General features: G+C 39.0%; 18 protein-coding genes, 1 rRNA gene and 2 pseudogenes. 17 read left to right on the top strand and 4 right to left on the bottom strand.

What is annotated here, in order from left to right:
• Window positions 1-8: 8 nt before the first annotated feature.
• The 4 genes from ST42_RS03140 to ST42_RS03150 form a co-directional block, all read right to left on the bottom strand.
• The gene (locus tag ST42_RS03140) at window positions 9-1,223 is read right to left on the bottom strand and encodes a hypothetical protein (RefSeq protein ID WP_042517285.1); all 1,215 of its coding nucleotides are present in this window, start codon (window positions 1,221-1,223) and stop codon (window positions 9-11) included.
• A 10-nt stretch (window positions 1,224-1,233) separates the two neighbouring features.
• Entirely contained in the window at window positions 1,234-2,946 is a 1,713-nt protein-coding gene (locus ST42_RS03145; RefSeq protein WP_082028563.1) for an ATP-binding protein, read from the bottom strand.
• Window positions 2,947-3,120: 174 nt separating this feature from the next.
• Window positions 3,121-3,282, bottom strand: a complete 162-nt coding sequence (locus ST42_RS13750; protein WP_156139282.1) for a hypothetical protein — start codon at window positions 3,280-3,282, stop codon at window positions 3,121-3,123.
• Window positions 3,283-3,322: 40 nt separating this feature from the next.
• Window positions 3,323-3,550, bottom strand: coding sequence for a helix-turn-helix transcriptional regulator (locus ST42_RS03150; protein ID WP_042517287.1), 228 nt, complete (start codon window positions 3,548-3,550; stop codon window positions 3,323-3,325).
• A gap of 418 nt (window positions 3,551-3,968) precedes the next feature.
• On the opposite strand from ST42_RS03150, the gene ST42_RS03155 reads away from it, so the two are divergent.
• From ST42_RS03155 to ST42_RS03230, 17 genes and pseudogenes are all read left to right on the top strand, one after another.
• Entirely contained in the window at window positions 3,969-5,198 is a 1,230-nt protein-coding gene (locus tag ST42_RS03155; RefSeq protein ID WP_044072233.1) for an AAA family ATPase, read from the top strand.
• A gap of 2 nt (window positions 5,199-5,200) precedes the next feature.
• Entirely contained in the window at window positions 5,201-5,761 is a 561-nt protein-coding gene (locus tag ST42_RS03160) for an RloB family protein (protein ID WP_044072235.1), read from the top strand.
• An 85-nt stretch (window positions 5,762-5,846) separates the two neighbouring features.
• Window positions 5,847-7,061, top strand: coding sequence for a hypothetical protein (locus ST42_RS03165; RefSeq protein ID WP_156139283.1), 1,215 nt, complete (start codon window positions 5,847-5,849; stop codon window positions 7,059-7,061).
• Window positions 7,062-7,121: 60 nt separating this feature from the next.
• Window positions 7,122-7,229: ribosomal RNA gene (gene rrf, locus ST42_RS03170) — 5S ribosomal RNA — on the top strand.
• Window positions 7,230-8,903: 1,674 nt separating this feature from the next.
• Entirely contained in the window at window positions 8,904-9,593 is a 690-nt protein-coding gene (locus ST42_RS13100; RefSeq protein WP_052488201.1) for a hypothetical protein, read from the top strand.
• Between the two features lie 21 nt (window positions 9,594-9,614).
• Window positions 9,615-10,982, top strand: a complete 1,368-nt coding sequence (locus ST42_RS03185; RefSeq protein WP_044072238.1) for a nucleotide sugar dehydrogenase — start codon at window positions 9,615-9,617, stop codon at window positions 10,980-10,982.
• 516 nt (window positions 10,983-11,498) lie between these two features.
• Complete coding sequence (locus ST42_RS14550) at window positions 11,499-11,711, top strand: endonuclease domain-containing protein (RefSeq protein ID WP_370756885.1); 213 nt, start codon at window positions 11,499-11,501, stop codon at window positions 11,709-11,711.
• Window positions 11,712-11,869: 158 nt separating this feature from the next.
• Window positions 11,870-12,955: pseudogene (locus tag ST42_RS03190) on the top strand (NAD-dependent epimerase/dehydratase family protein).
• A gap of 182 nt (window positions 12,956-13,137) precedes the next feature.
• Window positions 13,138-14,019 (top strand): Rpn family recombination-promoting nuclease/putative transposase, encoded by an 882-nt coding sequence (locus tag ST42_RS03195; RefSeq protein ID WP_044072240.1) that lies wholly within the window; start codon window positions 13,138-13,140, stop codon window positions 14,017-14,019.
• A gap of 414 nt (window positions 14,020-14,433) precedes the next feature.
• Window positions 14,434-14,625 (top strand): annotated as a pseudogene (locus ST42_RS13415) (IS982 family transposase); the annotation flags it as partial.
• A 153-nt stretch (window positions 14,626-14,778) separates the two neighbouring features.
• On the top strand, window positions 14,779-16,191 hold the full coding sequence (locus ST42_RS03200) for an MATE family efflux transporter (RefSeq protein ID WP_394365282.1): 1,413 nt from the start codon (window positions 14,779-14,781) through the stop codon (window positions 16,189-16,191).
• Between the two features lie 74 nt (window positions 16,192-16,265).
• Window positions 16,266-17,366, top strand: coding sequence for a Coenzyme F420 hydrogenase/dehydrogenase, beta subunit C-terminal domain (locus ST42_RS03205; RefSeq protein ID WP_231556895.1), 1,101 nt, complete (start codon window positions 16,266-16,268; stop codon window positions 17,364-17,366).
• Between the two features lie 21 nt (window positions 17,367-17,387).
• A complete protein-coding gene (locus tag ST42_RS03210) occupies window positions 17,388-18,230 on the top strand; it encodes a hypothetical protein (protein WP_044072246.1) in 843 nt (280 codons plus the stop codon).
• 13 nt (window positions 18,231-18,243) lie between these two features.
• Complete coding sequence (locus tag ST42_RS03215) at window positions 18,244-19,413, top strand: hypothetical protein (protein WP_044072248.1); 1,170 nt, start codon at window positions 18,244-18,246, stop codon at window positions 19,411-19,413.
• Window positions 19,410-21,296: an AAA family ATPase gene (locus tag ST42_RS03220; protein ID WP_044072250.1), complete on the top strand. Its 1,887-nt coding sequence runs from the start codon at window positions 19,410-19,412 to the stop codon at window positions 21,294-21,296. The genes ST42_RS03215 and ST42_RS03220 overlap by 4 nt, the downstream gene beginning before the upstream one ends.
• Before the next feature lie 10 nt (window positions 21,297-21,306).
• On the top strand, window positions 21,307-22,458 hold the full coding sequence (locus ST42_RS03225) for a polysaccharide pyruvyl transferase family protein (protein ID WP_044072252.1): 1,152 nt from the start codon (window positions 21,307-21,309) through the stop codon (window positions 22,456-22,458).
• A complete protein-coding gene (locus tag ST42_RS03230) occupies window positions 22,451-24,913 on the top strand; it encodes a KAP family P-loop NTPase fold protein (protein ID WP_044072254.1) in 2,463 nt (820 codons plus the stop codon). Before ST42_RS03225 ends, ST42_RS03230 begins: the two co-directional genes overlap by 8 nt.
• Window positions 24,914-24,917 lie beyond the last annotated feature (4 nt).

Genomic DNA, 24,917 nt, shown 5'->3' on the forward strand with positions numbered 1-24,917 from the left:
AATCCTTTTTAGTTTTGTCTTGAATAAATGAGAGGGTACTCTATGTTCCCCATTGTCTGGTAATTATCTTCCACAGTCAACTCATCAAGATACTGTGTCGCTATCTGACAGAACAGTACCAGTTTATCTTCCTCATCCATCTTCTTACTGTAGTTACCATAGTTCATCACGAAATGAAACAGGTTGTCGCTCGAGGCCATGAAAGCATTCTTCACTTCCGAAGCATCCACAGTCTGCAGCACCTGAGCTTCTGCCTGCATGTCTTCAAGAGTCAATGGTTCTGCCAGCTCACATTTCTTCAGTCTGCTGTTGCCCTTACCGGCTGCCACTTTATGCAGTATTCTCAGTCCCTCATCCGTGTTTCGGAGCATAGGTATCGAGACCTTCAATGTATACTTCGGTCTTGGTTCCATCCAGACTGGATCTGTCTGATTCAGCATAGACCTGATATTGGTATTGGTATCCAGTATTAACTGGTCCTTCAGATACTTCAGCCTCTGTACCTTCTTGACCAGATGGTCCTGGTAGACTATCAGATTGAGATAATTGATTATCTGGCGATCCAGCTCAATGAGGTTGTGATATGCCTCATTCATCTGATACTTCACGTTCGTCACTGTCTCCTTCAACTGCACGTCCATAGCCTCCAGAAAGAATGTCGGTTGCTTTTCATCAATCACCTTCTCACACTCCTTGATGAAGACTGCAATGTCCTTTCTCCTCTCGTCCAGATGCTCCAGCTTTTTTTTCTTGACAGCAAGAGTCGGTTCATTCTTGTAAGTGCTGTCGATGTTTCTCTTCAGATCTATCACACTTCTCAGAATGTTCAGGGCAATAGTGTGAAGGATGCGCTTCACCTCCGTCAGATATGAGTGTTTCTTCGCTGGCGACTTCTCTATCAAATAGTACTCGATATTTTCATTAAGGTTGTCAATGCTTTGCTTCACGCTCGCCACGTTGATTTCCTCATTCACTTCCAGCACTTCCTCGAAGAACTTCAGATACACATCCTCCAGTTCCACAAACTCGCCATTATCCCTGATGACACCATTTCTGCGGAGGAACTCCAGACTTTCCTCCTTCTTGGATGCCAGCTCACGGGCAATATCATAGCGGAAAGAGTACGTCTTGCGTTTGGCAAACATCTCCTTCAATAAGGCTCTCTCCCTATCGAGCCCCCTGATGAGTTCGTCCAGCGAACGAAAATGCGAACGGTTCTCCATATTCTCTTTTTTACCCTTTATTAATCACTTCCCAATGACCTGTTTTCTTACTACCAACTCTGACGATTAACCCTAAGTTTTCTATAACCTTCAATTCTCGTTGCATGGTTTTGAATCCAATGCTAAGCTTATTGGACAAATCGGTAGTGTTTAATTGGACATTTAATTGGACACCCTCTTTTATGCTATTATATATAACTGTTTGACGTTCAGTTAGTTTATTTATATCTAATAATTGGACATTTATCGTATCATCTTTTTGTCCAGTTACATTGACTGTGGTTTTCTTGACGATTTCATAATACCTATCAGACAACTTATAACCATCCTGTGCTGAGATGAGCAATCCTTCGTCGATAAGTTTGCGTAGTGTCACTTCGTCCGTATAGCGTTGGCTATCGCCTTGCGAAGCACGGAAGAGGGCAAGGAGGTCGAAGACGTTGAGTTTGTTGTTCGCTGGCCGGGCATTCTGCAACTCACGAGCATAGAGCATGAAGGCTGGGTACTTGATTTCGCCAGGGAGTCGTAAGCATACCTGCCATTCGTCTGTCAGAGAATAATCAGGCAAACATTTGCCATCCATCAGACAATGGTAGAACATCTTGTCAACGCCTTGTCCGCTCTTCTCGATGAAACCTGCCTTCTGCAAAACTTCGGTGATGAGTTTGCAACGTGGCATACTGTTGACCGTAAGGATATTGTCCACATCCACACCGACTGGAAAACCTCCAGCATTGGTGATGATGAGTTGGTCGGGATATTGCTTGATTACCACATCGCTCTGGATGTACATCACACGATGACAGCATGCATTGAGGATTGCTTCTCGGACAACATCACGGTTGAATGTGGGAATGTCGCCAATGCGGAATCCGTCATTATAGTGTTGTAATGGATTGCTGGCAGGCTGGTTGATGTAGTTCCAGACAGAATCTACCATCAGTACAAGTGGCTCTTGGAATTCCTGACGTGCAGTGTATTCTATCATAGAGTGATATAGGCGGTACTCTACAGTCACGCGATTGCAAAACAAATGCTTGCGTATTGCTTCTGACTTACCAAGAAGAATAAGGGCAGCATTGGTCAGTTGACCACCCTTATTCATGAGGGCGAAATCATGGAGTACCTGCAATGTTGGTGTACTTACAAATTCAGGCTTGTTCCAGCGCTGGGCATAGCCTTGCTTCATCACACGGATGGCTTCTTCGTCAAGGTCTTCAAGCGAGAGTCCTTCGCAGATCTTCTCTGAGAAGTCTGGCTCTGACTCCTGGAGTATCTTGAGATACATGGCATCGGACATTGGCTTTAGTTCTTCGCCAACACGCATCAAAGGAACGTCCTCGAATTTGAAGACCTTGCCGATAGGACGTGATGGAACCTCAATCACAAGTACACGACGGTTCTCTTCATCATAGAGTTCATAAATCTCAGGGCGAATGGTTGTGTCACGATAGATGTCCGACTCCAGCTGTCCGATGGCATTATGTGCCTGGCGAGTGCCTGTGACACGATGCGGATAGTTGTCGTGCATACCTATTACGAGGCGACCGCCACCTTCGTTGCAAAGGGCGATGACATAACCAAGGATGCAACGGCGACGATCCTTCGGATTGGTCTTGCCTCGACCATCGTAGGAAATGTTGCCTCCTTCGCCCGCCTTGAACTCAACGCGGTCTTCGGATTCGCGCATCTGCTGGAGTTGCTGTATGGTGAATTTATTCATTATTGTTGCGGTCTTTATTTCTAGATATGTCAATTAGGTGTTACTATCCAACTGATCTATTTCATCTTCTATTTCCCTCATCTTCTGTTGGAGGAGCATCTATTTGTCGGTGAAGTTGACGGACACCCTCCATTCTGCATCAGCTATTTTTCGTGAAAGATATTCACCGACCTTCTAGTAGAGTTCGATGAGAGCTGTATTGGCAATGCGGATGACATTCTGCCGTGTCTGCCGAATCATCCCCGCAACCTCCGCAAACATCTGCTCGTTGTCTAGAGTGGACAGAGAATCTATATCCTTCATACTCTGCATCTCGGTATTATTGTTTAGCTTCATATTTCTTTTGAAGTCATATTAATGCTAAAAAAATCAATTGTTACTCTACTTTTGTATCAATCTCTGGCAACTCATCAAATCGCAACAAATCATCTACCTGTGTTTCGAGGACTTTTGCAATTTGCATCATCGTTTCAAGGTTTGGTTGGGTGGTATTGGTGATCCATTTTGATACTGTCGCCTGGTCTTTGCCCAATTTATCAGCCAACCATTTATTGTTCAAATCGCGTTCTGCAAGAACGACTCTAATCCTATTAAGTTTCGCCATTTGAAGTTGTTGTCAAATAATCGTTGAATGTCTTATTTTCATTTTCGCTATCAAGCACTGAGAGCTATCAACAGTATATGATTGTTGTGGGCTCGTAGTCTTTGGCTGCAAAGTTACCAAAACTAGGTGAAATATTAACTTGTTTGCTCAAATATTTTTATAAAATGGTCAAGCATTTGACTATTTAGTCAAATGCTTGACCATTAACAAGGCGAAATACGCACTCGCTTTCTCTAAGCACCATAAAGGTTTGCAAAAGCAAGTGTATGGTTCTTGCAATTTTTACCACATCAAACTATATATTTCGGTTGATAAATGTTAAATAATGAAGGTGATAAAGCTAATAATCGCCTCAAAGCCATTGTTGATTCAACTTTAACCGCTAATTTTGCAGCAATCCTACAAAATCAGACATGTAATGATATTAAAAATCGAATTTGAGAATTTCTTTTCTATTAGAGATAGAATAAGAATCGACTTCAGAGCAGGAAACATCAATACAGCTCTTGCACGGGAGTTAAGCCATAATGTGATGGAGTGGAACGGTGTGCCCGTACTTAAAACTATTGGCTTGTTTGGGCCTAACGCTTCTGGCAAATCGAATATTCTGAAAGCCATTACTTTTTGCTGTAGAATGATTTTGGAGTCACATCTTCATAACGAAGGGGTGACATTCAACTTTGAACCTTTCAAATTTGATGGTTGGCAGAAAAAGCCCAGCAAATTCCTTATTGATTTTGTCTGTGAGGATGTGGAGTATGAATACGCTTTTGAGCTGACTCGTGAACGCATCATAAGTGAGAGTCTGTACCATTATCCCGTTGGTAGACGAGCAAAGATATTTGTTCGTAATGCTGATGGAAAGTATAGCTTTGGTACAGGCGTGATGGTCAAGCCTTCAGATGTGGTAATCAATACCAGTGAAAAGAATCTGTTCCTGAGCCGAGCCAGTTCAATGAACAGAGAGATTGCCCAAAAGCTTTATCGCTATTTCATGAACCAAATCCTTCTTGGACTCGTAAATGTGAACGACATAATGGTATTGGATAGTTTCAATGCCTACAAGAAAGTAATACTCAAAGCACTTGAAATATGTGATACGGATATTACAGATATTGAAGCAAGGAAAGAGCAAATGCCGGCTCCTGTGGTTGTGTCTGGACAAACGGAATTGTCATACAAGCTGGTGGATGTGCTTCGCTTTAAGACCTTCCATCGTAACCAAAAGGATATCATGTTCGACATGGACATGGAAGAATCTAACGGTACAAGAAAACTGTTCCAGATTTTGATACGACTCTTGGATGTGGTAAAGAACAAGAAGAGCATTATGATGGACGAGTTTGACATGGGATTGCATACCCGTCTGGCTGATTTCATTCTTGACTTAATTCATGCCTCAGAGAGTAGTCAGTTATTGTTCACTTCCCATAATACGAACCTTATCGGTGTCAAACGACTGAGGCGTGACCAGATTGTATTTGTCAACAAGTCGGAGCAAGGCGCAACGGAAGTGTATTCATTATACGACTTCAAGGATTTCCGTGAGAATATGGATGCCGAAAAGGGATATATACAAGGGCGCTTTGATGCAGTACCTTATGTTGATTCATCGGTATCAAGTATCAAACAATTATTGGAAGGTTGATTATGGCAAGCAAAAGAGAACCGTCACCATCTTTGCGAATGCGAAAGATCGCCCTTGTCATTTGCGAGGGCGAGACAGAGGTCTGCTATATCAACCTTCTGAAATCGTGGTATAAGTCACCCATCAGAATCATTTCGCACATAGAAGGCACAAAGATCACGCCATCGTTGGTTGAGAAGCGTACAAAGGAGCTCAAAATCTCACAATGGGATAAGGTGCACACATTCCTCATGTACGACATGGATGTGCAGGCCATCAACGAGAAACTTCACAAATGCAAGGCAGAAATGCTGCTAAGCAATCCTTGTTTTGAAATATGGTTGCTACTTCATGCCAAAGACCAGAAGGCAGCAATCGAAACGGATGCACTCATCAAAGAATTAAAGAAAAGCGCTCCCGTGTGGAAGAATTATTCCAAATCGGCTTTTACCGACACACAAAAGTCTTTCTTAAACAACAAAACGGATGTTGCTGTTGCTAGAGCAAAGGAATTGCATGAGTTCCAGAATCCATCCACAGGTATTTACAAGTTGATTGAGATGTTGAAAGAAAATGCACGATAGTAGCCTAAAAGCGTAGGTTACTTTCAATGATAGATTCGTTTCAGACTAGGATTAATTACTGAAATTATAGGTTAATTCAATGGAAATGAACAACAATATAGATATTTCTTCAGAAGATATACTATCTTTGCTGAAGCAACAAATAGATTTTCTTGAAAACCAAATGGCGGAAAGATGCGGTATGAAGCTATACAAATCGGCCGATGGTTTTACTCAAGAGAAAATATATGAATATGCTGGTGCAAAGGATTGTGTTGCAACATTGACTTTGAGCCAAGAATCTGCGGAAGTATATGGGGAGTCGTTGACGGTAGTTTTTGTGTATTATCAGAAAGATAGAATGGCACTTGAAAAAGACAGAATGGCTCTTAATGATATATCCAATGTTAAAGCAAAAGAACTTTTGGGAGAGTTAGATGAAACGCTATATACTCAATTGCTTAAAGATGGTATTCCGACAAAGGATATAGTTGAAATGCTAGTTGGACCAGCATCAGAAGAAAATAACACTTATGGAAGTTCACTTTTGCGTAATCCTAAGGTACTGGAGATTCCCTTTCAGAGTGAAGGCAATGGTGACGATATTTTTTTTATGTATGGAGCCTTGTGTCATTTTATTGCAGATGGAATGGAATTGACTCCAGAAGAACATAATGAGTACCTAGCCTATAAGATGGTGCTGGAACGCGAGAAACTAACAGAAAAAGAAAGAAAGGAAATTTTTGATGAGAACGGAGCAATTGTAAATCAAGAAGTCGGGTATTTCTGGCTATTATGGAAAAAAGATACAGGTAAGCTGACAGAAAAGAACAAAACAGACCTGATGCTGTTGTCCCAAAATAGATTAGCTAATCGTTTTGGCATAGCTGATAAAGAACTGCAAAGTATGGGATTAAGTTTTGAAAAGTTGGTAAAGTCTTATCCGGAGAAAGCAGCTCTGTTATTTTCAAAGATTATAAGCTTTCATGAACATCGCTATAATGTGGTTGGTAAACATCTGCTGTATATGAGTTTTGAATCGTTTCTACACATCTACCTTCGCCATGTAAAAGAGCTTGCTGTTGAGAATCAGTTTGGTGAAAGAAGTAAATTTCAATTAGCAGAAAAGGATTTGAAAGCTACCATGGATATTGTTTTGGGTGCTCTGAATGATGAGTATCAAACATATAAAGACGAACATCCAGACAACAGATTCTTCCGGAAAGGGAATATGGCATATTATTACAATGGAGACTATTATGATGTTGACATTTTACCAGATGGCCAAATCGGCAGTTTCTATAAACGTATTGACAAATAAAACTCAAACGCATGAAATACAAACAAAAGTATCGATGAAGCATATTGTAGATTAAAGACTATCGGTGGTTATAGTGCTGTGGCTCCACCTCTTCCCATTCCGAACAGAGAAGTTAAGCACAGTTGCGCCAATGGTACTGAAAATCGGGAGAGTAGGTGACTGCCCAATATAGTCTTCGTCCAAAAAAGCGGATCAATGACGTTAAACTTAAGTGATGCTTATTAAAAATAATATTTATACTATGAAAGTTTTTGATATCAAGAAAACCGGAGTGTAGATTTGCCTTTTTAATAAGAAGGCAAGTTCTACCAAGACCATCCACCTCGCGTGGAATGTTATTGTTAATGTAGTAATCTTAATTGCGGACGTTGCGTAGTTTCTTGCAACTCCTACACCCTTTGGGGCAATTTCAGTAGTAACGGATATTGTCGGTTTGATACCCGATATAAGGAACCTCATTAATCAATAAGGTCTTCAAAAAAATCCTTGGGAGCGTTGGTAAACTCCCAAGGTGCTTTTTAAAAAAGTATATATGCAATGAAGTAGGGCTTGATATTATTCCAATGTAAAAATCAGGAACAATTATAGGAAGAGCTATGTGGCATGTCTTTCTCCATTTACCATTTCATTGTAATTTTCGCATTCCATAACCAATCCAAATCAAGAAAATGTGACAAGTTTGTGATTTTTTCTGTGTTTCCTTTTGGTTATTCGGGGAGAAATTCATCACCTTTGTAGTGATTTTGTAACATGTTGATTATCAATGGCTATTTCCGTTTTTGCGACATGTATGCAACATCCGGTGCTAACGCATTGATAGTCAGTTAAAGTCGTTTTCGAGGAGGTCAAATGAGACGCTCATAGATAAGCGTAGATAAAAGATAGATAAAGGGTGTAACTCAATGAGTTGCGCCCTTTTTCTATTTTCAGGTTTTTATAAAGGATTCTTGAAAACTGGGCATAAATTTTATAAATTTGTATCGGATTTTACCGTCCCCTTAATTAGCGATAAGGTGAACCTTGGCCATTTAACTAACTGAAAAATCAAATACTTATGCCAGCAGCAAAATTTAAAATTATTCGAAAATGCAAGCTTTGCGGAGATGATTTTTTAGCCAAAACCTTGGATTCCTTATATTGTTTACCACGTTGCAGTAAGATAGCGTGGAACGAACGACGGAAAGAAAAACTTTATACAGCCGAAGTATAGTTTAACCCAAATCGGTCATTAGGGCTTGCATGGATTTTGTTTTTTAGAAGAGTGGATTTTGTTTGGCTTTTAATGAGTAATAGCGGGCTATTGCGAATTAAAAACAAGCAAAAGACGCCTTATAAAAAGCAAAAGACTGCAAGCAGTTATTAAAATTATACATTAAACGGCCTAATGACCGATTTGGGTTTAATGCGGTATTGTTTGAGGAAGAATGATGAAAGTGAAGAATATAATGATGGCAGTGGCATTGTGTATATAAAGTTATGTCGCATTTTTGTTACTAATTAGCGTGTAATCATAGACATAGCTATACAAAATCAATGAAAACATAAAAGTTTTATAATGTGAATGATAATAAATGCAAGAAAAAGCGTAACTTTGCACCCGATATCTTATCTCTCATTATGAGATATGGATATGAAGATGCAGACATAATATTGATAGAGACACAAAGCCATATAGTAGTAAGAAAGTAAGATGGCCAAGACTACTTGACGAATTTTGTTTTCATCTACTGGACTGGACAATATGTACTTCTAAGGTGTGATTTTATGAGCAATGTTATTGTAATAATAGCATCGTCATCATACGTGATGGCAGCTAACAGTGACATAAAGTAGATAAAGAAAATGACGCAGGTTTGCTCGTTTCCTTCTTCTACAGCCGACGTAAACAACGATATGTATAACAACAAGTGTTTACCAAAGGGCATCCACGTTGTTGGGGCTGATGAAAAATCGGCTTCAAAAGTAGGAGGAATGTCCATTAACGAAGAACCGGAGGCTCCATGGGGATATTTGTTTATCCAGCATTTTGCAGCTGAAAAGTTCGACAAGATACTTGAAGAAGGCAATTGGGAAGGCGATTTCATTCCAAAGTGTTTCATTCACCGCACCATTGGTTATAAGCGCAAAGCAAATGGCAAAGGTGTAGTCAAAGAAGAGAAACCTTCAGTAAGCGGCCTCGTATTCTTGCAGGGCGAAACTGAAGACCTAAAGAATTTCCTCCAGAAGAATTTTCCACGATACCATCTTGTAAACAATTGCATGACAGGAGAACCGGCATCCATCAAGAACAGCGTCATGAAGCCGTTCATGAAAGTCATGGAGTCGGAACCGGAACGTGTGACTTTCCTTCGTGATCCTTTTGTGAAATTTGCAAGGGAACACGTGAAGCTCCGTGTTCTGACAGGAATCATGGCAGGACAAGAAGGATATGTCGTACGAATATTGCGCGACCGCCAGCTTGTGATGGACCTTGGAGGTTATGCCGTTGCCATCAGCAATGTGCATAACGAAGATTTCGAAATAGCGGAATAAGAAACTAAATCAAATATAAATATGCGTGATTTCAAAGACATCAGAGTCGCAGTGGCCGGCACAGGCTATGTGGGACTGAGTATAGCTACATTGCTATCACAACATCATCATGTAACAGCAGTAGATGTAATACCAGAAAAGGTAGAAAAGCTGAACAACAGGATTTCACCTATTCAGGATGACTATATCGAAAAGTATTTGGCAGAAAAGCCACTTGATCTCCATGCAGTCTTGTCCCCCTCCCTTCAGGGAGGGACGGGGAAGGCTTCTCCTTATGCAGATGCCGATTTTGTGGTTATCGCAGCACCAACTAACTATGACCCGGTAAAGAACTATTTCGACACTACCCATGTGGAAGAAGTAATCGACTTGGTATTGGAAGTGAATCCAGGTGCCGTTATGGTCATCAAGAGTACTATCCCTGTAGGCTATACTCGCAATCTTTACTTGAAATACGCACAGAAGGGAGTAAAGAAGTTCAACCTCCTCTTCTCCCCAGAGTTCCTGCGTGAAAGCAAGGCCTTGTACGACAACCTCTACCCAAGCCGTATCATCGTAGGCTATCCCAAGATTATCGACAAACCGGAGTTTGAAGCCGAGAATAAGGCAATTGAATCAGTAACCGACGTAGAGATGCTGAAAGAATCTGCCAAGACATTCGCTGCCCTCTTGCAGGAAGGAGCTATCAAGGAAAACATCGACACCTTGTTTATGGGTATGAAAGAAGCCGAAGCCGTTAAGCTTTTCGCTAACACTTACCTCGCCCTCCGTGTAAGCTACTTCAATGAGCTCGACACTTACGCAGAAGTAAAGGGCTTGGACAGCAAGGCTATCATCGAAGGCGTAGGTCTTGATCCACGTATCGGTACACATTATAATAACCCGTCATTCGGCTACGGCGGTTACTGCTTGCCGAAAGACACCAAGCAGCTCCTTGCCAACTATCAGGATGTTCCTCAGAACATGATGTCTGCTATTGTTGAGTCTAACCGCACACGTAAGGATTACATCGCCGATGCTGTATTGCGCAAAGCCGGATGGTACGACTATACCAACAACAACCAGTACGGCCATCCCTTCCCTTCAGGGGAGGGTCAGGGAGAGGCTCCCGTTGTCGGCGTCTATCGTCTGACTATGAAGTCAAACAGTGACAACTTCCGTCAGTCTGCAATCCAGGGCATCATGAAGCGCATCAAGGCTAAAGGTGCAGAAGTCATCATCTACGAGCCCACCCTTGAAGACGGCACTACATTCTTCGGCAGCAAGGTAGTCAACAACCTTGATGAATTCAAATCTCAAAGCAAAGCCATCATCGCCAACCGTTTTGACGACTGTTTGAAGGATGTAGAAGAGAAAGTTTATACACGTGACATTTTCCGTCGTGACTAAAGACCCTCCAAACCTCCCTGTTTAGGGAGGCTTACAAGACAAACGAAAAAAACTTCCTCCCCCTCCCCCTAGACAGGGGGACTGAGGGGGTCTTCTTCCTCCCCCTAGACAGGGGGACCGAGGGGGTCTTCTCCCTCCCCCTAAACAGGGGGACCGAGGGGGTCTCAAACTATGGATAGGAAATGGATGACAGCAGATCCTTTGGAGTATGAACTTCTTAAGGAGAATGCGAAGAAGAACCGCCAAAATGCTACTGAGGCAGAATCTGTCTTCTGGTCAATGGTTAAAGCATCAGCATTTGGGCAGAGATGCATCAGACAGCATATTATCCCAAAACGGTCATTAGTCCGTTCAATGTATAATTTTAATAACTGCTTGCAGTCTTTTGCTTTTTATAAGGCGTCTTTTGCTTGTTTTTAATTCGCAATAGCTCGCTATTACTCATTAAAAGCCAAACAAAATCCACTCTTCTAAAAAAGCAAAATACAAGCAAGCCCTAATGACCGATTTGGGATTATTGGTGATTATATAGTAGATTTCCTATTCCGCCGAAGCAGACTGATAGTCGAAATTGATGGCGGTTACCATTTCACTGACGAACAGCAACTCTACGATACTATCAGACAAGAATGGTTAGAAAACCAGGGCTTCAAGGTCATACGTTTCACAAACCAAGAAGTCTTATTTAACCCCGATTATGTCATTACAAAAATAAAACAAAACTTATAACCCTCCCCCAGACAGTTAGCCCAATGTCCTCTTCCTCCCCCTAAACAGGGGGACTGAGGGGGGCTTCCATCCTCCCCCTAAACAGGGGGATCGAGGGGGTCTAAATCCTCCGCTCCCCTCCGGACCATCCCCTAAACAGGGGTAATGAGGGGGTCTTTATGGTAGAACACAACATAAATCTTGAAGGCAAGACAATTCTTGTAACAGGTGCTGCAGGTTTTATTGGCAGCAACCTTGTAAAACGTCTTTTCCACGACGTATAGAACATCAAAGTGATTGGTATTGATTCCATCACAGACTATTATGATGTCAACATCAAATACGAACGACTCAAGGAGATCGAAAATATAGCATCCTCCCTAAACAGGGAGGATCGAGGAGGTTCCTGGACTTTCGTTCATGCATCAATCGCTGATAAAGAAGCCGTAGAAAAGATTTTCACCGAAAACAAAATCGCTGTTGTAGTAAATCTCGCTGCTCAAGCTGGTGTACGTTACAGTATCACTAATCCAGACGCTTACATTCAGAGCAACCTCATTGGTTTCTATAATATCCTTGAAGCTTGCCGCCATCACGAAGTTGAACATCTTGTATATGCTTCTTCTTCTTCAGTTTATGGTAGCAACAAAAAAGTTCCATATTCAACAGACGACAAGGTTGACAATCCCGTTTCCCTTTATGCTGCAACCAAAAAAAGCAACGAGTTGATGGCACATGCCTACAGTAAACTCTATAACATCCCTTCTACAGGCCTTCGCTTCTTCACAGTGTATGGTCCCGCAGGTCGCCCCGACATGGCATACTTCGGATTCACCAACAAACTGGTGAAAGGCGAAACCATCAAGATTTTCAACTATGGCAATTGCAAGCGTGACTTCACATTCGTTGACGACATCGTAGAAGGTGTAGTCCGTATCACGCAGCATGCACCTGAAAAGCAGAATGGCGAAGATGGTCTGCCAATTCCTCCATATAAAGTATATAATATTGGCAACAACTCTCCAGAAAACCTCCTTGATTTCGTTACTATCCTTCAAGAAGAATTGGTTCGTGCAGGAGTATTGCCAAAGGATTATGACTTTGAAGCCCACAAGGAACTTGTACCGATGCAGCCAGGAGATGTTCCAGTAACCTATGCAGATACAACCCCATTAGAGCAGGACTTTGGGTTTAAGCCGAACACAAGTCTAAGAGAAGGATTGAGATGCTTTGCTGAATGGTACGCTCGTTATTACAACAATTAATTCTTGTTCATGATAGTACAACTTACAATCGCTGGCGTTAGTCGAGAATAATTCAACATTCATGCTCTGGCAAGCGGTAAAGCCGATAACAACACTCAATAATCAAAATTGTGCCAATATTCTTGTAAATATTGAATATATCCTTTATCTTTGTGTTATAATACAAATTTAATATTAGGGTTATGCGATACACAGAAGAACGATATATCAGTTTGCTGACCGATTTCGGTTTCAAGCGAATTTTTGGCACTAATCCCAACAAGGATTTGTTAATTGATTTTCTCAACTCTCTGTTTGATGGTGAACAAGTTGTAAAGAACGTGACATTCCTTAATAGTGAGCATGTTGGTGATGTACGTACAGACCGCAAGGCTATATTCGACGTATATTGTGAGAATGAAAAAGGCGAGAAGTTTATCGTTGAGATGCAGAATGCCAGTCAGAAATACTTCAAAGACCGTTCCCTATATTATGCCACATTCCCTATTCTTGAGCAAGCGAAAAAAGGAGAAGTATGGAATTATGAACTCAAGCATGTTTATGTTGTTGCATTACTCAACTACGACATGACAGATTCTGCTTTTGCACAAGATACAATCAATCACGACATCGGCTTGCTTGACAAGCAGACACATAAAGTGTTCAACGATAAACTCACATTTAAGTATGTTGAAATAGCCAAGTTCAAAAAGAGTATAGAAGAACTGAAGACCAATTATGACAAGTGGATTTATGTTCTTCAAAACCTCTCGCGTCTTGACCGTCAACCCAGGTATCTCCAGACAGAAGTCTTTAGTCGTTTGTTTAATCAGGCTGAAATCGCAAGATTCTCAAAAACAGAACTTCGTGAATATGAGGACAGTCTTAAAGCTTATCGCGACATGAAGAACTCGCTGGATAATGCAGAAGAGAAAGGTATTGCAAAAGGACTTGCAAAAGGTCGTGCTGAAGGCAAAAAAGACAAAGCTGTAGAAATAGCAAAAAAACTTCTTGAAATGGATATGCCTATTGACGCTATAATGAAAGCAACAGGCCTTTCACAGGAAGAGATAACTAAACTTTAAGTTTTATAAATGATTACCTTATCCTCCAAAACTATACCGTTGACGCTATTCGTCTTTGTCAGATTCTTGGCAACACCACAAAAGTCAACATGCTGAAAGTCTGCAAGAAGTTCGACCTTGCTCTGCAAGGCAAGAAAGGACCATCGGCAAAAGACCTGAGAAAGATGGCGTTTATGAAGGATCTGTATGGGGAATAAACATACTACAAGGCATCATGTAAGTACAGCCTTTATTCAAAATACTGATGCGGTTAACCCACTGAAAAATAGTGGGTACGCTGTATTGATGGTTTACATTTAACGACTTGCTTAATGCTATTCGTAAGGAGGCAATTTAACTGCGACTCATTATGTTGCCAGTGACTTATGCAGACACAACACCACTGGAGCAAGACTTTGGGTTTAAGCCAAATACAAGTTTGAGAGAGGGATTGAGACAATATTCTCACAACTTACAGACCAGTTCCTGGTCATCAGGAACTACGCGAAAATAACGAATGGTTTGTTTGCCAGAATCATTGGCAAAATTAGTGCACTTACCATTCTGCAATACGTAAACTTCATTAACGACAAGCCCATTGGCAGAATTAAGTATGCACTAAATTAATTCCGCCAACAGGTAATTAAACATATAAAAGTGACTCACACATCTAATAGCAACTCTAGAATAGCCAAGAACACTTTGCTTCTGTATATACGAATGTTCTTCATAATGGGCATATCGTTATATACTTCCCGAGTGATACTTAATACACTAGGAGTGGAAGACTTTGGTATATATAATGTAGTTGGAGGCCTTGTGAGCATGTTTGGCTTTTTAAACAGTTCCATGTCGGCAGCAACTCAACGCTATATTACATTTGAACTAGGCAAAGGTGACGAAAAGAGTTTGAATAAGATATTCAGCCTGTCTCTACAAATACATGTTCTTATTGCTATTGTCACGGTGTTACTAATTGAATCTGTAGGCTTATGGTTCTTATACTACAAGATGACAATACCGCCAGAGCGAATGACAGCAGCCTTCTGGGTACTTCAAGCATCAGCATTAACATTTATATTCTCAATAATGTCTGTGCCATACAATGCTGACATTATTGCCCACGAACGTATGTCTGCTTTTGCTTATATCTCAATAGTTGAAGCCGTGTTAAAATTGGCAATTGTTTTTATGTTGTTGGCTGTACCTTTTGACAAGCTCATAGTTTACGCTTTATTACTCTCTTTAGTCCAGTTGTCTATTCAATTATGTTATATGTTCTATTGTCACAGACATTTCCATGAATCAAGATATAGACACGCCAAGGATTGGAGCTTGTTTAGAGAGATGACATCATTCGGAGCTTGGAATTTGTTTGGTGGGTTGTCAAGCATCTCCTTCAATCAAGGATTGAGCATGTTGCTTAATGTATTTTTTAATCCTGCTGTTAATGCAGCCCGTGCTATTGCCACACAAGTACAGGCTGCAATTCAGATGTTTATCACAAATTTTCAAACGGCTCTTAACCCACAGATAGTGAAAACCTATGCACAAAAAGATTTTGAATCAATGCATACACTGATGTTCAGAAGCTCACGATTCTCTTTTTTCTTGATGTATTTGTTAAGTTTGCCAGTCTTGTTAGAAACCCCGTTGATATTGCAGATATGGTTGAAGACAGTACCTGAAAATACCGTTGTCTTCTTGCGTTTGATAATATGCACCACGCTTATTTATACTATTATCAATCCTATTCTTACAGCTAATAACGCTACAGGTAAAGTACGGACATATTATATAGTATGTGGAAGCTTAATGATTTCGATATTACCAATTTCATATATCGTATTACGAATGGGAGGACCAGCATATAGTGTATTCATAGTACATTTCTGTATCGAATTTTTAGCGCAGATAGCAAGGCTAGTTATGGTAAGAAAGCGATTAAAGCTTTCTATCAGAATATATATATTAAAGGTCTATATTCCAATTATTGTGGTTGCAATAGTCGCAGCTATTATTCCATTGCTTGTTGTCAATCTGATTTCTTATGGCATAATACAGTTTATTGCGGTATCTATTGTCTCTGTGATATCAGTTGCGGCAACATCATTCTTGATTGGTCTTACAGAATCGGAGCGACTTTTTTTTATTGATAAGTACAAATTGGTTGCGGCAAAGATAAAGAAATGATCAAAATAAAGAACGTACAAGATTGTTGCGGATGCTCAGCTTGCGTCCAGCGCTGCCCCAAGCAATGCATAACGATGGCAGAGGATAATGAAGGCTTTCTTTATCCACAAGTAGATACTTCAAAATGTGTAGATTGTCATTTGTGTGAGAAGGTATGCCCTGTAATCAATCAAGACGAGGCACGTACTCCGTTGGAAGTTTATGCAGCAAAGAATTCGGATGATGATATTAGACTCAAAAGTTCATCAGGCGGGATCTTTACTTTGTTGGCCGAACAGACAATAAAGGGTGGTGGCGTTGTATTCGGTGCTTGCTGGGATAAAGATTGGAATGTCAAGCACGATTATATTGACAATATAAGTGATTTGCAGAGATTCCGTAGTTCAAAGTACTTGCAAAGTGTAATAGGTGATAATTATCTAAAGGCAGAGCAATTTTTGAAAACAGGTCGCAAGGTGATGTTTACAGGCACGCCATGCCAGATAGCAGGACTTAAACATTTCCTACGCAAAGAATATGATAATTTACTTGCTGTTGAGATTATCTGTCATAGTGTACCAAGTCCAGGAGTATGGCAACAATACCTAACTACAAGACTGCATACATTGAAATGGAACAAGTCTGATATTAGAAATATCTCGTTCAGAGACAAAAAAACAGGTTGGAAAACTTACTCATTTGTAATAGAAAATAAAGACGGTAACAGCTTTATCGAATTAAGTAGCAAGAATGCTTTTATGCGAGGATTTCTTGCAGACTTGTATACGCGTCCTTCTTGTCATGCTTGTCCTGCCAAACAGCTAAGAAGTGGTAGTGACTTAACATTGGGGGATTTCTGGGGTATTGAATCTTTGATGCCTGAAATAGATGACGATAAGGGCGTTTCAGCTATCATTGTAAACTCAGACAAAGGAAAGCAAGTTTTGCATAATATAAATGTTGAGTTGTATGAAGTTCAATATGATAAATTGACAACAAGAAATCCTGCATTGGTTAAATCTTTTCCAATAACTCCTAAACGAACCGAGTTTTTTAAGGAAGACGGACTTTCTTTTGAAGAGAAGGTGAAGAGATTAGCAAAGAAACCATTCTCAATAAAAACTTTAGCGTATCGTATTGTACGGAAGGTAATTCCGAATATGGTTGTGGAACAGTTTAAACTGCTTCTTAGGTAATAAGAAAAAAGAAAAGAACTAATGAAACGTTATGCATATCGTGGAACATCATTCGATATTCCAGCAAATAAGAAATTTTGGAAGCAGTGTGGTGATTATGATTCTCTAATTCAATTTGAGGAGTGTTGCTATCGCGCTTTGCTTGAAAGATACAAAGAAGAGAAAAGTAAAGATAATAGCTTATCTTTTGAGTTGTTTACTAAAAAAATAGCAATTGAAACAAAGGTAAATCAAGGATTCTTTGATTTTGATAACTATGAAAACAGTTTGTATGCCTCATATCTTATCTATCCTTACGGTGCTTTCGATTGTTTCATACAAGATATAATAAAGGATTTAAAAGATTTCCTGATAAATATAAAGATAGACAAACAAAAAGGTAAAGGAACTAAGCTTTCTCAGTTGCTTAAGCAACTAAAAACAAGAGGTATTGATGTTAAAATAGAACAATTCAAAAAAGATCTATTTGAATATTACCGCTTACGCAGAAATTCTGTAGCCCATATGTTGCCAGAAACCACATACATTAGTGCTTTCAATAAATCAGTAAAGTCAAGACATTTGGTTAACAAAACTTACCAAAATCAACCTAATGCATTGACATCATATGATAAAATGACGTTTGATGATTTTGTTGTTTGTACAGCCAACCTAAAGAATATATCTGACATTATCACACGAACAATAGAAAAGAAAATAAATTGGAAGAAGATAGGTAAATCTCATCCTTCTTGGATTAACTACAATAAAATAAATGCAATATGTAGTTTTGAAAAACAAAAGAAAATAGATTTTGTTCGAAAGGTTATTGAAGTCAGGTATGGGGTTAAGTTATCAGATGAATTGTGTAAATCATTTTTATAACTGAACTAACAATATGGATTATAAGAAGAATGATATAGTGCGTTTAAGGAATGAATATTTTGATAAGATAAAATCAAAATTATTTTTTTCTCAAAATATATTTTTCATAGATCAGTTCCTAGATGATGGCGATTTTGTGTTATTGAGAAATGTTGATATAACTGTTCCGTCTTCTGAGATACGTCCCGTAAAGATTGATGGCAAAGAGGATAGGTATATATATTATGATCCTGTAATAGCAGCTGATGTGGTTCACCCTGACGAACCTGTAAAATGCCATCACGTAGACAGAGATGAGTATTATCTTCAGAAGATGAAGACTTGTTTTGATTCGAAAGGTCAATCTTACTATGATATACTGAATGAGGAGCATTTTGTATATGTACATGAACTACAGCATAGCAAACCTTATATAAGTAGAGACCTAAGAATTAATTATAAGGTGTCACCATTCATTAAGCCTTTGCCTTCTAAAATGAAGTTGGAAACAGTTGCAACGGTGATGACTTATAGAAAATATTTAGATACTCAGCATGAATGGGATAATTGTATAAAAGTCTACATCGAAAAAAAAATTTGTCAATCAAAGATGGTTGCCACATCTGTATGTACTGAGAAAACAGCTTATGTACTGCTTTTCGAAAATGACAACCGTTTTGATGCTAAATATTCAGAATTTTACATAAACTCATCAATAGGTAAACTATTCCTTCTAAACAAAACGACAAAAGGAAAATTAGAAGGTAATGTTACAATAGCAAATCTAAGAAAGTTAGTAATACGATGGGAGGATATATACAAAGAATGTTGTGTCTATCTTGAATGTTTAACTCAAGTTGTATATGTGTATGAAAAAAGACTAGGAAGTAATATACCTGCATTAACTGGTTTATTGAGCTTCCTTTCTCAGGTGCGCGATGCGATGGTTATGGAAATGATTATGCCAGATCTTTTTAGAAAGGCTAATTTTTCTGTTTTAAAGAAGTGGAAACATGATACAGATGCAATAATGCTTGATTCCTATCTTGCAGAAGAAGCTTCTGATAAGCAGATCGAACTTATAGAGAAATTGATAAAAGCTATAGGTTCTAATAATGATGGTATCGTAAATGAAATGGCAAAATACCGGATTTATATGCTGGAATTTATGCGGTTTGCAGAACAAAACAAAACGGATTTATGAGTTGGAGAATTAATCAAATAGAAGTCAAGAATTTCAAGTTCTTCAAAAATACATTCACTTTAAATATTGATAGAAAAAACATCCTGCTTTATGGAGAAAATGGAGCAGGAAAAAGTTCTATTTATTGGAGTGTGTTTACTCATTTTCAAGCTTATGCAAAAGAACAAGCAGAAGCTCAGAAATATTTTACCGCAAATCATCCCCAAAATCTAAGAAACAGATTTGTGGATGAACGTGAAGGCTCTTACATAAAAATAAGTTTTTATGATGGTAATAGCGAAACTAAAAGCATAGTAGACTCTGATGTGGAATACTATCCTGCTAATGAGGAAACGCTGCGCTTTATGCGTGGAACTGCCATGTCGAGTGATTTCTTGAATTACAAGATACTATCTTCGTTGTTTGATTTTAAAAATAGTGAAGATAATCAGGTATTCAGTATATTCGAAAAAGAGATTCTACCATATATTGATTTTGATGAGCCATATCAAAAGATAGACGGTACGCCGACCAATATATTGAATGCTGGTGAATGGTGGGGATACATCAAGAGGATTATTAATACAGATGGTGTTATTCCACGTAATGAAAAGAAATATTCAAGTTTTAACCGTGGAACTGCCCAATACAAAGCTTATCAAGAACGCATTTCTTCTTTTAATAGGTTACTTAAAAATAAGTTGCAATTTCTTGTCCTCCGAGCAAATGCTATAATAGAAGATGTATTTAATATTGAAGCAAAAATTGAGTTGACGGTTAGTGATGCTATATTCAACAGGTATATTGGATTTAGAAATTATAGCGCAACACTTGAATCTCCTAAGATATATCTGAAAGCGAGGATGACTTCGTCATTATTGGCTAATGATGCGTTGATAGAACATCCGCGTTCTTTCTTTAATGAAGCGAAAATCACATGTATGGCATTAGCCTTACGTTTAGCTATATTGGAAGATCATGCTACAACAGATGAATTTCCTTCCGTTCTTCTCATTGATGATTTGCTTATAAGTCTTGACATGCCATTTCGTAGAATGGTAATAAAACAGTTATTGACATATTCAAATCGCTTTCAAACTTTTATATTTACTCACGATAGAGCGTTTTTCCATCTAGTTATGAGTGAGATAAAACAACTTGGGAAAACTAATGACTGGACAAGCTTTAATCTTTATGTAAAGAAAGATGATACAGGTTGCCTTCAACCAGCACTTGTATTAGAGGAAAGCTACATAGCAAAAGCAAAAGCTCATCTCTATATGTTGGAGATACCTGCTTCTGTGAATGCTCTACGAAAGGCTGCTGAGAAGATTTTGAAGAACATCCTTTCTCAAAACGAAATCTTACAGATAATCTTTGAACAAGGTTATTGTAACCTAAGCAAGATGATTGGAATATTTCAAAACAAGTATGCTAAATTGTTAGGCTTGGAATCATTGGCTGCACATCTGCAAGATGATCGTAAACTTTTATTAAATCCTTTCTCTCATGATGACATAGAGACTCCTTTCTATCGTAGAGAGTTGGAGAAAACGATAGAAGAAATAGAGCTACTTGGTAGAATACATAAGAATGTTATTGTGGACTATGAAAAAGTAAGAACTGTTGAATACAAGATGAGAGTAACTAAGGATGGAACATCTAATGAAGTTACCATATTGTTTTTGGAACAATTCAACTCTTTTGAGTACAATGGCGATATTTATTACAGCAATCCCAACGTTTTTGTTCGTGATTCATATAATGAAGGGCAGATACAATGTAAAGAATGGGGATTAAATAAACTTTTGGCAAGAATGTGTCATTATATAGGTCTTAATGCCGAAACAAAACAGAAAATTCAGGAGTGTCTGTATGATATGGGTGGAAATTTATTAATTTAAAGAGATTGATATGAAAATAGGAATACTGACTCAACCACTTCATGCTAACTATGGAGGATTGTTGCAGAACTATGCTTTGCAACAAACACTCATTAGAGCTGGGCACGAAGTTGAAACTGTAGATTGGGAAGGGGCTGGTAAAGGACTCCGTTGTTTATTGTACGATATAAAAGTAAAAACGTTTCATTTCCTTTCCCCAAGCAAATATCCCCAAATGAGATATAGGCCAAATGCAAAGGAAAGAGCAATTATTCAGCGTAATACTAATCACTTTATCAATACATACATAAAGCATACAGAGACTATTCATTCATACGATGGATTTGTAAAGCAAGCAGAAGAAGGAGGATATAGAGCTTTTGTAGTAGGTAGCGACCAGTGTTGGCGTCCATGTTACAACACGTTTTTAAAATCAATGTTCCTTGACTTTGTGAAAGACAAACAAGTGAAGCGCATTGCTTATGCGGCATCTTTCGGTACAGACAAGTGGGAGTTTACTCCACAGCAGACTAGAGGCTGTAAGGCTTTAGCACAACAGTTCAATCTCGTAACCGTTCGAGAAGACTCTGGAGTTAAGCTTTGCAAAGAGCATTTAGGTGTAGATGCCGTTCATGTGCTTGACCCAACTATGCTTCTGACTAAAGAGGATTATATACAATTGATAGAACAAGAGAAAGAACCGAAATCTAGCGGAACACTTTTCAATTATATTCTTGATCCTGATGAAAAGAAGGCTGCTTTTATACAACATATAGCTGAGGCTAATGAACTGAGGTCTTTTCAAGTATTACCTAAATGCCAAGCAGAAACCCGGACAAAAAAAGATGTAAAGACTCGAATCGAGGATTGTGTTTTCCCCGGTGTCACCGCATGGCTTCGCTCATTTATGGATGCAGAGATGACGGTTGTTGACAGTTTCCACGGAATGGTTTTCTCAATCCTCTTCAACAAGCCTTTCTGGGTGATAGGAAACGCAGAAAGAGGTATGAGCCGATTTACATCCCTTTTGAAGACCTTTCATCTTGAAGACAGACTACTGGATGCAGACAAACTCGACAATATAGATATTTCCAAGCCTATTGATTGGGCAGTGGTTAATGGCATATTGGAAGAGAAGAGAAGTGAAAGTAAAGACTTGTTATTAGCTCAGCTGAATGAGTAAACTGTATTATTCACTCTTTGCCACTTTATTCCTCTCTGGCTTATATGCTTTGAGGAGTGATATCGAAACCTACGTTAGCGAAATATGGGTAGGCAAGTCGTTTGGTTATGTATACAAAGCATGTACCACAAACGGTTGGTTCAATTTTCTATTCGCCCTGACATTAATATGCCTTTTCGCTACAATAGGCAAGAATGTATATCATAGTAAAGGCAATACCCTGAGATGTATAAGCTGTAGTTTTTCCATTGTTTACCTTCTCACCAACAATCATTGGATATTTCCTAAACTATTTTTTATTGATACCGATTATGGTTCTCTTTTGATCATTTTATTGATAGCTATACTTATCCTTGATATAACAGCATTGGCGAGGGAATATCTTTCCCTTGGCAATTCAAACGCAAATGGCACTTATGCTGATGACAAAAAGGGATATTGCATGGATGGAGTATATTGCGAGCTCAGAGAAACCGGATGGGATAATTACGTTAGTAATCTGTTGGCGCTTATGCCAAAGAGCCGTTTGAAAAAAGAATCACTGGCAATCGGCATTTCGGGAAATTGGGGCAGTGGCAAGACTTCATTCCTCAAGAGCATGCAGAAACAAATGGATGCAGACTATAGAGTGGTATCCTTCAATCCCTGGACATGTACTGACAAGGAACAGATCATCTCTCAGTTTTTTGCATTGATGAGTAATCAAACTGAATATAATGACAGGCCGTTGCAGGATGCTATCCAGAAATATCGTGATATTGTGCTTGATGCTGATATCCATCCTTCTCTTACATTTCTCGCTAAGATACTCCCGTTGAATAAAAGGGAAGAGACCCTAGAGTCGCTTAAGGATAAGATAGAAGAGGCTATAGCAACGAATGATTCAAAGCCATTTGCCATATTTATTGACGACCTTGACCGGTTGGAGGGCAATGAATTGTTTGAGGTGTTACGGCTAATCAGAATTACAGCAAACTTCCGCAATGTAGTATTCATCGTAGCGTATGACCGTGACTATATCTGCAATGTATTAAACGAGTCAAAAAACATAAAACGCGCAGAGGAATATATTCAGAAGATATTCCATCTGGAAGTTTCTTTGCCCAAGTTTGAGGATGAAACATTGCTTGATGTATTTATGGAGGAGATTGTTCGTATAGCCGCACTCAATGAAAGCAACGCATCAATACTAAAACGGTCTATCAGACAACTGCTTGATGCTGATGGATTGTCATTCACCGAATATGTTCCTAATTTCCGGCAAGCCAGGCGATTTGCCAATGTCTTTGCTGTAAACCTGAAATCAATTATTAGTCACACTAAGGATTTTGTCACCAAGGATTTTGTAGGAATAGAGCTTTTACACTTCGCATTCCCTGACATCCATCGCACATTGATGTATAAGCCGATGACTTTGCTGAAACAACGTCCTGTAACATTGTCCAAAGCAAGACTGTTGGTTTATGAAAGCGATAACAATACACCCTGCGACAGACTATTAAAGAGGCTGTTCCCTAATAACAGCGAGACTGAAAAATCATCTCGGGAGATTCGTTCGCAAATCAGCTTTGCTAATTATTTCTGCTATCGTCTGCCAAAAAACGTCATTGGTGCGACAGAATTTGAAATGCTCATGATAGAAAACGATGTTGAAGAAGTAAGAAAAAACATACAAGAGTGGTCGCAGAAAGAAGATTCGAGAAATTCTCTCTATGAGCACTTTAGGAGTTACTACATGCATGGGTATCAGAATGTCAAGGTTATGCGCAATTATATGTGCGCATTATTAGAGTTCCTTCCATGGCTAACCAAGAAAGGTATCACAGAGATAATGTCGGAAAGATACTGGATACGTACAGGAGTTGACGTGGATGAATTGCAAAAACAACTAATATCTTTGTTTGAATATTCTATTGGCAAAGGAAAGTTTCTCGAGAAGATAAATCATCTATTAGCTTCCTTTTATAATGCATACCCAGATGATTACGAACCAGATGATATTGCATTGGATTTATTTGAAAGGAACCAACTTGAAATGCTTGCAGGAATGTCGTTAGTGAAATACATAGAGATAAATGGAAAGCCATCACCAGGTGAAATATCCCACAAAGGAACTCCTTTTAATAGATTCCTTAAATCGGGTTGTTATGTTCGAAGTTATTACAGGGAAGGTGATGAATATGTTGGTATTGATACCAATCTTATGTGTGATGAATTGATAATCCAATATCAGAACACAGAGTCCGATTATGCTACTTTCTGCGATTTTATTCAGCCATACCTAATAAAGACGGACGTTCCTGCCGAAGAGGAATATGAAGCAAAGAGTATAGCAACGAATATATGTTCTATCTTTGATAGTTATTCTATCTTTGAGAAGTTTGTTCGTGCCACGTTCAGACCGAATGAAGAGATAGAACAGAAACTGAAGTATATACGTAATATAGTGTCTTGATAAA

It is taken from the genome of Prevotella pectinovora (assembly GCF_000834015.1).
Classification (GTDB): Bacteria; Bacteroidota; Bacteroidia; order Bacteroidales; family Bacteroidaceae; genus Prevotella; species Prevotella pectinovora.